The sequence below is a fragment of the Micromonospora sp. NPDC004551 genome, from assembly GCF_040609975.1.
In the GTDB taxonomy this organism is placed as follows: Bacteria; Actinomycetota; Actinomycetes; order Mycobacteriales; family Micromonosporaceae; genus Micromonospora.
Genome location: NZ_JBEXLM010000025.1, coordinates 93,266 through 105,547, shown reverse-complemented (window position 1 = coordinate 105,547; position 12,282 = coordinate 93,266). Strand labels below are relative to the sequence as shown.

Sequence of the window (12,282 nt, the reverse complement as noted above, 5' to 3'; positions counted from 1 at the left end):
CCCTGGCCTCCTACGCCGGCCAGACCGTCACCCTGAAGTTCACCGGCACCGAGGACATCTCCCTGCAGACCTCGTTCGTCCTCGACGACACCGCGGTCAACGTCTCCTGACCTGACCGCCCGATCCCCGGGGCCCGGCGGCCACCCCACGCGGGTGGTCACCGGGCCCCGCCCGTTACGGTCGCCGGCAGGACCGGCGGCGCGAGGGGGAGACATGTCGGACGCGGAGCTGACCGTCACGGTGAGCGGACCGGTGGCGACCGTGGTGATCCGCAACCCGGCCCGCCGCAACGCCATGACGCCGGCCATGTGGCGGCAGCTCCCGGTGCTGCTGGACGGCCTGGAGGCCGACCCGGCGGTGCGCGTGCTGGTGCTCACCGGAGCGGGTGGCACCTTCTGTGCCGGCGCCGACCTGGGTGACCTGGACGAGTTGCTCGAGGCGGGGGACGGCAGCATCGCCGTGGCCGCCGAGGAGCGGCTGGCCGCGTTCGGCCGGCCCACCGTGGCCGCGATCGAGGGCGCCTGCGTCGGCGGCGGCTGCCAGCTCGCCGTGGCCTGCGACCTGCGCCTCGCCGCGGCGGACGCCCGGTTCGGCATACCCCCGGCGCGGCTGGGGCTGGTCTATCCCGCGCCGACCACCCGGCGCCTGGCCCGGCTGGTGGGGCCGTCCGCGGCCAAGCACCTGCTGTTCACCAGCGAGCTGGTCGACGCCGAGCGGGCGCTGCGGATCGGGCTGGTCGACGAGGTGCTGCCGGCCGACGCGCTCGCAGCGCGGGTGGCGGCGATGACCGCCACCATCGCCGAGCGCTCCCGGCTCACGGTGGCGGCGGCCAAGGAGATCGTCGACGGTCGCGCGGACGCCGACCGGATCGCCTGGTGGCACGGGCAGGTGCGGGAGAGCGGCGAGGCCCGCGAGGGGATCGCGGCGGTCAGCGAGCGCCGGCCGCCGAACTTCGGCTGGACCCCGCCCGCCGCCGGCTGACGGAGGGACCGGCGGGCGCCGCGCCGGAGGCGTACCTCCGACGCGACCCCCTGTGCCCGCCGGCCGCCCGTCACCGCGCCAGCGAGGCCCAGCTCGGCGTCACCGGCTCCCGCCGCAGCGGCATGCCCGCCTCGGCCGGGGTCCGGTCGCCCTTGCGCTGGTTGCACCCGTAGCAGGCGGCGGTGGTGTTCCCCCAGGTGTTCCGGCCGCCGCGCGAGCGGGGCAGGATGTGGTCGATCGTGCTGGCCGGGCCGTCGCAGTAGGCGCACCGCCGACCGTCCCGGCACAGCACCCCGCCCCGGGACCAGGCCGGGCCGGCGTTGAACCGCCAGCGGGTCACCACGTACCGGACGAGGCGGACCACCCGCGGCATCGGGAAGACCCCGATGACCTGGTCCGGCTCGGCCTCGTGGATCTCGGCGACCCGCCGGCAGAGCATCCGGATCGCGTGCTGAACGGTGACCCGGTGCAGCGGGCCGAGGTCGGCGTTGATGACGAGGACGGCGTCCACCGGGCTCTCCCTTCACGATCGGTGGTACGGCAGCAAAAAGCCGCCCGGTCCGTGGCGGACGGGCGGCGACGACGTGGACGCGCGGGCGCGTCAGTCGGGCCACCCGGCCCGGGGACCTTCGGCTCGGCAACCGTCGCTGAGCAGCCACGACGGCATCGTGGTGGCGTGTCGCAGCGACATCGACGGCTCCCGGAGCGGTGGTTGACCTTGCGCGCTCACGGTAGATCCGCGCCGGAAACGCGGGCAACGTATTTCGATCCACCGTCCGGTGAGGGCCGTTGCCGGCCGGCCCGCCCGGCGGCCCGCGCCGCGGCGAGCGGGCGCCCGAGCCGGGCGGCCATCTGCACCACCAGCTCGCTCTCCAGCAGCGGCCGGTTCACCTGGGCGGCCACCGAGAGGGCTGGCGTGGACACCGACCGCCAGATCGCGGTGAGCCCGGCGCCCAGGCCGACCAGGGCCACCGCCGCCCGGGTGGTGGCGGAGCCGGCCGCCGCCGCGGCGCTCGCCCCGACCACCGCCAGCAGCACCACCAGCAGGGGTACGAGCACCGGCCAGAAGATCCCCCGGGCCGCCTGCACCACCAGCTTCCGGTCCCGGATGATCAGGTTCCGGGCCACCACCGCCCAGTTCTCCTCGTCCAGCAGGTCGCGCGGGTGCAGGCCGCCGGTGAGCACACCCCGCCACAGCTCGCCCTGGTTGCGCAGTTCGCGGGCCAGCTCCGCCAGCCCCGCCTCGCCCGGGTCGCCGATCGCGGCCCGGGTGACCGCCGCCGCCCACGTGGCCAGCGAGTGGCGCACCACCGCCGCCGAGTACGGGGGCAGTACGCTCGCCAGCTCGTCCAGCCACCGGCTGATCTGGATCTGCCGCCCGCCGAACCGCCCGACCAGCTGCTGGGCGTCGCCGTGCCGGACCGTGTCGGCGAGCGACCGGCCGAGCCGGTAGGCCAGGCCCACCCGGTGGTTGGTAGCCATCGTCCAGCGCAGCACGTTCACGTTCAGCTCGTCGAGGGTGAGCAGCAGCGGCTCCCGATCCGCCCCGGCGGCGGCCCGGGCGGCCGCGGTGGACGGCGCCGGCCGGCCGGGCGCGGTGAGCGCGGCGATCTGGGCGAGGGCGACCTCCACCCCGTCCAAATTCATCCCGAGCCGGAGCCGTCCCGGCAGCTCGGTGACGTTGGAGAGCTTCGGTGGGGCGGCCGCGGGTCGGTTCGCGTCGTCGACCAGGTCCGTGGTCTGCGCGTGGTGGTAGGTGTCCGCCATCGACCAGCCCAGGCGCAGCGCGGTGACCACGCACGCCCGCTCGTCGCGGAGCAGCCCGTACGCGTCGTCCCGCTCGTCGTCCACCCGCAGCGCCGTACTCACCCTCCCGACCTCCCGTCCCGGCGGAGTCAGTCGAGACTAGTGCAGCTTTTGAGGGCTTATGACCCGTTTCGAGGTCAGTGCCGGCCGGCCAGCAGGCCGCGCGGGCGGACCGAGTGGACCGGCTCGGCCGCCGCGCCCTCCGCCCGCAGGATGTGGTTGGCGGCCACGATCCCGGTCGCCGCCGACCGTTCCATGAGCGCGCTCGGGAACGCCGTGCGGATGCCGTCGCCGGCCAGGTAGAGGCCGGCCGCGTCGGTGCGCACCCCCGGCCGCCACGCGTGGCTGCCCGGCGTGAAGGCGGGGGCCTGCGCCTCGACCCGGGCGCGCAGCGCGCGTACCCGCAGGCCGGCCGCCTCCGGCCACAACGCGGTCAGCTCCGCCCGCATCCGCTCGGCCAGCTCCTCGGCCGGCACGTCCGGCTCGCATGCGTACGCGTGCAACTCGACCACCGAGCCGCCGGTCCGCCGCGCCCAGCGCCGCGGCTCGTCCTCCAGCCGGTGGTAGAGGGTCACCGAGTCCAGGGTGGGCTGTCGCGACACCCCGCTGAACACCGCCCGGTCCGGCCGCACGTCGCCCTCCAGCCAGTAGCGCGCCACCGCGTACGGCGGGCCGGGCCGGCCGAACGCGGGCATCCGCGCCACCAGCCCGGGCGCGGCCGCGAGCAGGCCGGGGGAGGCGGCGACCAGCGCGGCGAGCGCGGGCGGGTCGACGGCGAGCACCACGTGCCCGGCCTCGTGGATGTCGCCGGCGGCGGTGGTCACCCGCCAGCCGCCGGGCGTGCGGTCCAGCCGGGCGGCGGCCGTGCCGGTGCGCACGTGGGCGCCGTGCCGCTCGACGTGCCGGGTGAGCGGCTCCCAGATCGCCGTGGCGTAGTCCCGGTCCGGGCAGTCGAAGGCCAGCCCCTCCGGGTTGCCGAGCAGGTAGAAGTGGAACTGGGCGATCATCTCGGCGGCCGACATCTCCGCCTCGTGGTTGAAGAACGAGTGCGAGAAGACCTCGAACAGCATGGCGCGGGCCCGGTCCGGCAGCCGCAGCGAGGTGAGCAGCTCGTCGGCGGTCCGGGTGTCGAACTCGGCGTAGGTGCCCACCGGGTCGTAGGCCAGCAGTGGCAGCGCCGCGTCCCGGTCCATGGCCCGCAGGTCGGCCGCGCGCAGGCTCGGGCTGCGCAGCAGCAGGGCCAGCAGGTTGGCCGGCGGCGCGGGCGGCAGCTTCCCGAACTCCTCGGCCGGCCACCGGGCGGAGAGGATCGGGTAGCCGGGGACCGGCTTCAGGAAGCCCAGGGCCGGGTCGGCCCGGCGCAGGATGTTCCGCCAGTTCCAGTACTGCCGGAAGAAGGCGTGGAAGCCGTGCTCGTTGCGCTGGACGCCGCCGGGCAGCTTCTCCGGCCAGGCGCCGAGCCGGCCGCCCAGGTGCGGCGCCGCCTCCAGCACGGTCACCGCGACGCCGCGCTCGGCCAGCACGACCGCCGCCGACATGCCGGCGATGCCGCCGCCCACCACCACGGCCCGCACCGGCCGCGGCACGCGCGGGGCGCCACCACCGCCCGGGTCCACCACATGACGGCGTACGCCGATGAGCCGGCCGACCACTCGCGACAGTGCCACGTGCACCTCCGCCCGACGGGTGCCTCCAGTCTGCCGGGTCACCCGGCGGGCGGCAGCAGACAGCGGCGTGGCCGGTCGGAGGCCGGCCAGACGTACTCCAGGTCGGGCGGGACGTCGCCGAACTGCGGGCCGTAGTGCGCGGGGTCCTTGCGCAGCAGCGACGACCGGTGGCTGCGGTGCAGGTCGTCCCGGCCCAGCCAGGGCGGCAGTTCGCCGGCCGAGGCCAGCTCCGCCTGGGTGCGGATGAGCGCGATGCCGCAGGCGGAGGCGAGGTCGGTCGCCATGGTGGCCGCGCAGGTGTCCGCCCGCCCCGGCTCGCACCACACGGCGCACATGTCCAGGCCGTACCGGGTCAGCGCCTCCTCGTACCCGGCCCACATCTTCACCGCCGGGTGGTTTCGCCAGCCGTAGTCCGGGCGGGTCAGCCCGCGCAGCACCTGGATGGTCTCCACCCGCTGCTTGCCCAGCCGCTTCTGGTCCAGCGTCCGGGCGCTGGCCAGGAAGTCCGGATACGGCAGGAACGTCTGCATGCCGCTGCTCTACCCGTACTGGCCGGCACCATGCGTTCATGATCGAGGGGGCTGCGCGGACTGCGAGCGACTGACTACGATCCGGGCATGGCCGAGCCCCTCCGCGACCGCGCGCGCCGGGCGACCGGATGGCGGCTCAAGATGAACGGCGACGCCCGTCCCCACTACGTGGTCTGCGGCTCGGACCCGTTGGCCTACTGGGTGGTCCGGGCCCTGCTCGCCACCGACCCGCCCGCCGGCCGGGTCCGGGTGACCCTTGTCGTGCCGGAGCGCCGCCGCTCCGAGGGGCCGGACGGGCGGGACCTCCCGGGCGTCCAGGTCGTCCGCGCGGACCGGCTCGACGAGACCACCTTCCGCCGGGCCGGGCTGGCCGGGGCGGACGGGCTGGCCCTGCTGCACCAGGACGACGTGGGCAACATGCACGCCGCGCTCTGCGCCCAGGAGGTCGAGCCGCGGCTGCGCCTGGTGGTCCGGATGTTCAACACCAGCCTCGCCAACGGCCTGCGGCAGCTCTTCCCCGACTCGGCGGTGCTCTCCGACGCCTCGATCTCCGCACCGGCCTTCGTGGCCGCCGCCCTCGGCGAACTGGCCCCGACGCACTTCCGGCACGCCGGCCGCACCCTCTACGTGGCCCGCCGCGCCGACGTACGCCCGCAGGACGTGCTCAGCGGGCTGGCCGTCACCACCGACCCGGAGCTCGTCCGGGTGCTGCCCGCCGACGAGGCATCCGCCGACGTGGTGCTGGCCGAGGCGACCGGACAGCCGCCCGGCACCGAGTTGGCCGCCCGCCGGCTGGTCCGGGCCCGCCGTCGCCGGCAGCCGGTCGCGGTGCTGCTCCGCGCCATCCGCAGCTTCGCCACCCGCAAGATCGGCCTGGCCGTGCTGGTGCTGCTGGCGGTGATCGCCGTGCTCGGCTGGCTCAACGCCCGGGCCGCCCACGTCAACTGGTCCGACGCGCTCTACCTCACCCTGGTGACCACGCTGAGCGGGCAGGATCCCGACCTCGCCAAGCCGCTCGCCGCCCAGGTCATGCAGGTGGTGCTCAACCTGGCCGGGCTGGCGCTGATCCCGCTGATCACGGCCGCCGTGGTCGACGGCATCGTCAACGCGCGGCTCGCCCTGCACGCCGGCCGGATCCAGCCCGACCGGTCCGGGCACGTGGTGGTGGTCGGGCTGGGCAACATCGGCACCCGGGTGATGGCCCAGCTGCACGACTTCGGCGTCGAGGTGGTGGCCATCGACAAGAACCCGGAGGCGCGCGGCGCACCGCTGGCGCACCGGCTCGGCGTGCCGCTGATCATCGGGGACGCCGGCCAGGAGGAGACGCTGCGGGCCGCCTCCGTCGACACCAGCCAGGCGCTCGTGGTGGTCTCCACCGACGACGGGGTCAACCTCCGCGCCGCGCTCAACGCCCGCTCCCTCGACCCCGACCTGCGGGTGGTGCTGCGCCTCTTCGACGGCGACTTCGCCGAGCGCATCCAGCAGGCGTTCGGCATCGGCATCTCGCGCAGCGTGTCGTACCTGGCCGCCCCTGCGTTCGCGGCCGCCATGCTGGACCGCGCGGTGATCGCCACCATCCCGGTCGACCGGCACGCGCTGCTGGTCACCGAGGTCCCGGTGGTGGCCGGCTCCCCGCTCGACGGCCGGACGCTCGCCGCGGTGGCCCGCCCCGGCGAGGTGCGCCTGCTGGCCTACACCCGGGCCGGGCAGAAGACGGAGTGGTCCACCGACCCGCGCATGGTGATCCAGGCGGGGGACCGGCTGACCGTGGTGGCCCGGCGGGCCGGGCTCACCGCCCTGCTCCGGGAGACCACGCCGGCACCGCCGCCCGCCCCGACCGGCGCCCCGGCCCCCCGCCAACCCGACGAGTGACCCTGGTCAGCTCGTGCGGGTGGTGTGGCGGAGGGCGTACCAGAGTGCGCCGAGGGCGAGCACGCCGAAGCCGCTGAGCACGCTGCCGACCGGCAGGTTCACCGCGAGCAGCAGGCAGCCGACCAGCCCCAAGGCGGCCAGAAGCCGCACCGGCAGCTTCCGGGCCGGATCCCGGCCCAGGGTGAGCGCCGAGGCGTTGGCGATCGCGTAGTAGACCAGCACCGTGCAGCTGGAGAAGCCGATCGCCCCCCGCACGTCGGCCAGGGACACCACCACGATCACCACGGCGGCCACGGCCAGCTCGGCGCGGTGCGGCACCCGGTACGTCGGATGCACGGCGGCCAGCGCGCCCGGCAGGTCCCGGCGGCGGGCCATCGCCAGCGTGGTCCGGCCGACCCCGGCCAGCAGGGAGAGCAGCACCCCGGTCACCGCCACGGTCGCCCCGGCCCGCACCAGCCAGGTCAGCCCGGGCAGCCCGGCGGCGGTCACCACCTCGGCCAGCGGGGCGGACGCGGCGGCCAGCCGCGCCTGGCCCAGCACCCCGAGCGCCACCACGGCGAGCACCAGGTAGATCGCCAGCACCACGCCGAGTGCCAGCGGCACGGCTCGCGGGACGGTGCGCTCCGGGTCGCGGACCTCCTCGCCGAGGGTGGCGATCCGGGCATACCCGGCGAAGGCGAAGAAGAGCAGGCCGGCGGCGGTCAGCACGCCCCGGACGCCGGTGTCGGCGAAGCCGGCCAGCCGGTCGGGCGCCACGTGCGGCGCGCCGGTCACCGCCACCACGGCGAGCACGACGAGCACCACGCCCACCAGCACCCGGGTGGCGGTCGCGGTCTTTCCCACCCCGCGCAGGTTCACGGCGGTCACCGCCACCACCGCGAGAACGGCGACGAGCCGCGCACGCTCCGGCCAGAGGTACGCCCCGATGGTCAGCGCCATGGCCGCGCAGCTCGCCGTCTTGCCGATCACAAAGCCCCAGCCGGCGAGGAAGCCGGCGAACGGGTGCAGCCGCTCGCGGCCGTAGACGTAGGTGCCGCCGGACTCCGGGTAGCGGGCGGCCAGCCGGGCCGAACTCGTCGCGTTGCAGAAGGCGATGAAGCCGGCCACGGCCAGCGCGACCAGCAGGCCGGCACCGCCGGCCGCCGCCGCGGCGGGGGCGAAGACCACGAAGACGCCCGCGCCGAGCATCGACCCCAGCCCGATGACGACCGCGTCGCGTACGCCCAGCCGGCGCGCCAGTTCTGCCACGAACGCAGGCTAGGGGACGGAGGTGAACGGCCGGTCCCGGTCCCGCAGCGGGCCGGGCAACGGCAGGTCGTCCCAGGGCACCCGGCGCAGCAACCGGTCCAGCAGGAGGCCGAGCAGCAGCCCGGCCACCGAGTCGGTCAGCCAGTGCCAGCCCAGGTAAATGGTGGTGCAGAGGACGACCAGCGGCGGCACCACGCGGACCACGGTGACCAGCCGGGGCGGGACGGTCCGGCCGAAGGTGCGCAGCAGCGGGGCCAGCAGCAGGGCGAGCACGCCGTACCAGACGATGGCGTTGGCCACGTGCCCCGACGGGTACGACTGGGCGAAGCGCACCGGCAAATCGTGCTGGAACAGCGGGAGGGTCTGCTCGGGCGCCAGGAACGGTTCCTTCACGCTGGCGCTCGGCGCGGGCCGCGCGGTCCACACCTTCAGCGGCCCGATGGTCAGGTAGGTGAGCACGAACGCGGCGACCGGCGGCAGCACCGGGCGGACCGAGCGGAGCCGGACCGCCAGCAGCACGCCGAGCCCGGCCGCGAGCAGGGTCAGCGGGGTGCCCTGGCCGAGCAGGTTGAGCCCCATGGCGGCCCACCGGGCGGCGGTCGGCCGGTGCGCCTCGGACCAGTCGGCGACGGCCCGGTCGAGCCCGAAGAGGTGCCCCTCGGCAAGCGCCACGGTGAGCGCCACCAGGGCGGCGAGCAGCAGCCCGTCCCACCACCAGCCGGCCGGCCGGACGGGCCGGAGCCGCGGCGCCCGGCGTACCCCGGTTGTCTCCCGCACGCGACCACGCTACCGGCCGCCCGCGGCGCGGGACCGGCCCGGGCATCGGCGGCTGTGGGCCCAACCACGAAGGGAAGCGCTTCCCGGGGGTCAGCGGTCACACTGGTCCCCGTGCGGATCACCTCGGCCCTCGTCGACCCGGCGCTGCTCGACCTTCCCTGGTCGACCCCGCTGGAGGAGTGGCCTGCCGAACACCTGGTCGCGCTGCCGCAGGGGATCTCGCGGCACATCGTGCGTTTCGTCCGGCTCGGCGGCTACGTCTACGCGGTCAAGGAGACCGGCGAGCGGGTCGCCGAACGGGAGTACGACCTGCTCCGGGCGCTGGAGCGGATCGACTTCCCGTCGGTGGAGGCGATCGCGATCGTGGCCGACCGGCAGACCGACGACGGCGAGCCCCTCGACCCGGTGCTGATCACCCGGCACCTCCAGTTCTCGCTGCCCTACCGGGCGCTGTTCTCCCGGACCCTGCGCCCGGAGACCATGAACCGGCTGCTCGACGCGCTGGCGGTGCTGCTGGTCCGGATGCACCTGACCGGCTTCTTCTGGGGCGACTGCTCGCTGTCCAACACGCTGTTCCGGCGGGACGCGGGCGCCTTTGCCGCCTACCTGGTCGACGCGGAGACCGGCGCGCTGCGCCCCTCGCTCTCCAACGGCCAGCGCGGCGAGGACCTGGAGATCGCCCGGGTGAACATCTTCGGCGAGGCGCTGGACCTCCAGGCCGCCGGGCTGCTGCACGAGTCGATCGACCCGGAGGAGGTCTGCGAGCAGGTCGTGCAGCGCTACGAGCGGCTCTGGCACGAGATCACCTACGAGCAGCAGATCGAGCGGGAGGCCCGGCACGACATCGAGGGCCGCATCCGCCGCCTCAACGACCTGGGCTTCGACGTCGCCGAAGTGGCCATGTCGACGGTCGACAACGGGCGCTACCTGGTCCGGCCCAAGGTGGTCGACGCCGGCTACCACACCCGGCGGCTGCTCCGGCTGACCGGCCTGGACGCCGAGGAGAACCAGGCCCGCAAGCTCCTCAACGACCTGGACGCGTACCGGGTGGAGAGCGACCTGACCGACGAGCAGCAGGCCGCGCACCGCTGGCTGACCGAGGTGTTCGAGCCGGTGGTCCGGGCGGTGCCCGCGCACCTGCGCCGCAAGCTGGAGCCGCAGGAGCTGTTCGCCCAGATCATCGAGCACAAGTGGCTGTTGTCCGAGCGGGCCGGCCGCGACGTCGGGATGCGCCAGGCGGTGCAGTCCTACCTGGCCGACGTGCTGGTGCACCGCCCGGACGAGCAGGCCGTGCTCGGCGTCGAGGTGCCCACCGCGGGCTGAACCCGGCCCGCGGCGTCACTCCACCCAGGCGCCGGCGCGCATCACCCGGACCACGTTGAGGTCGTCGTCGAGGACGACCAGGTCGGCCCGCAGGCCGGGCTGGAGCGCGCCCACCCGGTCGCCGAGGCCGATGGCCCGGGCCGGGGTGGTGGCGACCATCCGGCAGGCGTCCGGCAGGGCGATCCCCGCGGCGACGGCGTGCCGCAGCGCGGCGTCCATGGTCAGGGTGCTGCCGGCGATCGCGCCGTCGCGGCTGAGCCGCGCCACCCCGTCGGCGACCGTGACGCCCTGGCCGCCCAGCTCGTACTCGCCGTCGGGCATGCCGGCGGCGGCCATCGCGTCGGTGATGAGGGCGGCCCGGTCCGGACCGGCCACCGAGGTGGCGAAGCCGAGCATGCCGTCGTGCAGGTGCACCCCGTCGGCGACCAGCTCGCAGACCACGTTCGGCGCGTCCAGCAGGGCCACCACCGGCCCCGGCTCGCGGTGGTGCACCGGGCGCATCCCGTTGAACAGGTGGGTGCCGACGCTCGCGCCGGCCGCCACGGCCGCCCGGGTCTGCTCCCAGGTCGCGTCGGTGTGCCCGACGGCCGCCACGACGCCCTGGCCGACCAGCAGCTTGATCGCCTCCAGGGCGCCGTCCCGCTCCGGGGCCAGGGTGACCATCCGGACCGCGCCGCCGCCCAGCTCGATCAGCTCGGTCAGCTCCTCGGTGGACGGGTCGCGCAGGAACTCCGGGTTCTGCGCGCCGCACCGGGCCGCCGACAGGTAGGGCCCCTCGAAGTGGACGCCGGCCAGCACCCCGGCCTCGACGAGCGGCCGGTAGGCGGCGGTGGCCTCGCGCATCAGCGGGAACGGGGAGCTGACCAGGCTGGCCAGCAGGGTGGTGGTGCCGTGCCCGAGGTGGAACTCGGCGGCCTGCCGGGCCGACTCCGCGTCGCCGGTGGTAAAGGTGTGCCCGCCTCCGCCGTGGGTGTGCATGTCGACGAAGCCCGGCACGATCCAGTGTCCGTCGCGGACCGTCGGGTACTCCGCGACGGCCCGGATCCGGTCGCCGACGATCTCGACGCAACCCTGCCGGAACACGCCGGTCGGGGTCACGACCTTGCCGGTCACGCGCAGGGTCATCGGGGCTCCTTCGCCAGGGTGTCCAGGGCCAGCAGGGCGGCGCCGAGGCAGCCGGCCTCGTCGCCGAGGGCCGCCGCGACCAGGCGCGGCTCGCGGTGGAAGGTCAGGCGCTCGCGCAGCGCCGCGCGCAGCGGGTCGAACAGCCGGGGGCCGGCCTGGGCCAGCCCGCCGCCGATCACGACGGTCGCCACGTCGAAGAGCGCCTGACCGGTGGCCAGGCCGTCGGCGAGCGCCTCGACCGCATCCGCCCAGACCTCGCCGGCCAGCGGTTCACCGGCCGCCGCCCGGTCGGCCACCTCGGCGGCGGTGGCGGGGGCGCCGGACAGCTCGGCGTACCGGCGGCCGATCGCCGAGGCCGAGGCCATCGCCTCCAGGCAGCCCGGCCGGCCGCAGCCGCAGCGCGGGCCGCCGGGGCGTACCAGGATGTGGCCGATCTCCCCGGCGGCGCCGTGCGCGCCGGCGGCGGCCGACCCGTCGACCACGTGGGCGGCGGCGATGCCGGTGCCGATCGCGACGAAGAGCACGTGGCCGGCGTCCCGCCCGGCGCCGAGCCGCGCCTCGGCCAGGCCGCCCACCCGCACGTCGTGGCCGAGCGCCGTGGGCAGGCCGAGCCGCGTCCAGGCCAGCTCCCGCAGGGGTACGTCCCGGAAGCCCACGTTCGCCGACCACACGGCGACCCCGCGGGCCTCGTCCACCACCCCGGGCACGGCGATGCCGCAGGCCACCGGGGTGAGGCCGTCGGCGCGTGCCTTGTCGGCCAGCCCCTCGGCCACGTCGAGGATCGTGCCCACCACCGCCTCCGGGCCGCGCGCCGCGTCGGTGGCGTGCCGCTCGGCGTGCACGGTGGCGCCGTCCGGGCGGACCAGGGCGCACTTCATCCCGGTGCCGCCCACGTCCAACGCGACGACGACCTCGCCGCCTGGAGTCACGGTGTCTCCTGTGTTCGCGACTGC

General features: G+C 75.7%; 11 protein-coding genes. 3 read left to right on the top strand and 8 right to left on the bottom strand.

All coding sequences use genetic code 11. The annotated features are described in order from the left end of the window. Nucleotides 1-213: 213 nt before the first annotated feature. Nucleotides 214-981: an enoyl-CoA hydratase/isomerase family protein gene (locus ABZW14_RS25700; RefSeq protein ID WP_355351114.1), complete on the top strand. Its 768-nt coding sequence runs from the start codon at nucleotides 214-216 to the stop codon at nucleotides 979-981. Nucleotides 982-1,051: 70 nt separating this feature from the next. On the opposite strand, the gene ABZW14_RS25695 is transcribed toward ABZW14_RS25700, so the two are convergent. The 4 genes from ABZW14_RS25695 to ABZW14_RS25680 form a co-directional block, all read right to left on the bottom strand. After that, complete coding sequence (locus ABZW14_RS25695; protein ID WP_355351112.1) at nucleotides 1,052-1,492, bottom strand: HNH endonuclease; 441 nt, start codon at nucleotides 1,490-1,492, stop codon at nucleotides 1,052-1,054. 215 nt (nucleotides 1,493-1,707) lie between these two features. After that, nucleotides 1,708-2,850 carry a hypothetical protein gene (locus tag ABZW14_RS25690; RefSeq protein ID WP_355351110.1) on the bottom strand — a complete coding sequence of 381 codons (1,143 nt, stop codon included), beginning with the start codon at nucleotides 2,848-2,850 and terminating at the stop codon, nucleotides 1,708-1,710. Between the two features lie 74 nt (nucleotides 2,851-2,924). Then, nucleotides 2,925-4,454 carry an FAD-dependent oxidoreductase gene (locus ABZW14_RS25685; protein WP_355351108.1) on the bottom strand — a complete coding sequence of 510 codons (1,530 nt, stop codon included), beginning with the start codon at nucleotides 4,452-4,454 and terminating at the stop codon, nucleotides 2,925-2,927. A gap of 38 nt (nucleotides 4,455-4,492) precedes the next feature. Then, a complete protein-coding gene (locus ABZW14_RS25680; RefSeq protein ID WP_355351106.1) occupies nucleotides 4,493-4,984 on the bottom strand; it encodes an MSMEG_6728 family protein in 492 nt (163 codons plus the stop codon). Between the two features lie 87 nt (nucleotides 4,985-5,071). Between ABZW14_RS25680 and ABZW14_RS25675 the strand changes: the two genes are divergently transcribed. Then, on the top strand, nucleotides 5,072-6,856 hold the full coding sequence (locus ABZW14_RS25675) for an NAD-binding protein (protein ID WP_355351104.1): 1,785 nt from the start codon (nucleotides 5,072-5,074) through the stop codon (nucleotides 6,854-6,856). A 6-nt stretch (nucleotides 6,857-6,862) separates the two neighbouring features. Here ABZW14_RS25675 and ABZW14_RS25670 read toward each other — a convergent pair whose 3' ends face one another. Together ABZW14_RS25670 and ABZW14_RS25665 are read right to left on the bottom strand one after the other, a co-directional pair. After that, on the bottom strand, nucleotides 6,863-8,104 hold the full coding sequence (locus tag ABZW14_RS25670) for an APC family permease (RefSeq protein WP_355351102.1): 1,242 nt from the start codon (nucleotides 8,102-8,104) through the stop codon (nucleotides 6,863-6,865). A gap of 9 nt (nucleotides 8,105-8,113) precedes the next feature. Beyond that, nucleotides 8,114-8,881: a phosphatase PAP2 family protein gene (locus ABZW14_RS25665; RefSeq protein WP_355351100.1), complete on the bottom strand. Its 768-nt coding sequence runs from the start codon at nucleotides 8,879-8,881 to the stop codon at nucleotides 8,114-8,116. 111 nt (nucleotides 8,882-8,992) lie between these two features. Here ABZW14_RS25665 and ABZW14_RS25660 point away from each other — a divergent pair, with 111 nt between their 5' ends. Next, nucleotides 8,993-10,204: a DUF4032 domain-containing protein gene (locus ABZW14_RS25660; protein ID WP_355351098.1), complete on the top strand. Its 1,212-nt coding sequence runs from the start codon at nucleotides 8,993-8,995 to the stop codon at nucleotides 10,202-10,204. 15 nt (nucleotides 10,205-10,219) lie between these two features. On the opposite strand, the gene nagA is transcribed toward ABZW14_RS25660, so the two are convergent. Together nagA and ABZW14_RS25650 are read right to left on the bottom strand one after the other, a co-directional pair. Continuing rightward, complete coding sequence (gene nagA, locus ABZW14_RS25655) at nucleotides 10,220-11,329, bottom strand: N-acetylglucosamine-6-phosphate deacetylase (protein ID WP_355351097.1); 1,110 nt, start codon at nucleotides 11,327-11,329, stop codon at nucleotides 10,220-10,222. Next, entirely contained in the window at nucleotides 11,326-12,258 is a 933-nt protein-coding gene (locus tag ABZW14_RS25650; RefSeq protein ID WP_355351096.1) for an ROK family protein, read from the bottom strand. The genes nagA and ABZW14_RS25650 overlap by 4 nt, the downstream gene beginning before the upstream one ends. Nucleotides 12,259-12,282: the final 24 nt, after the last annotated feature.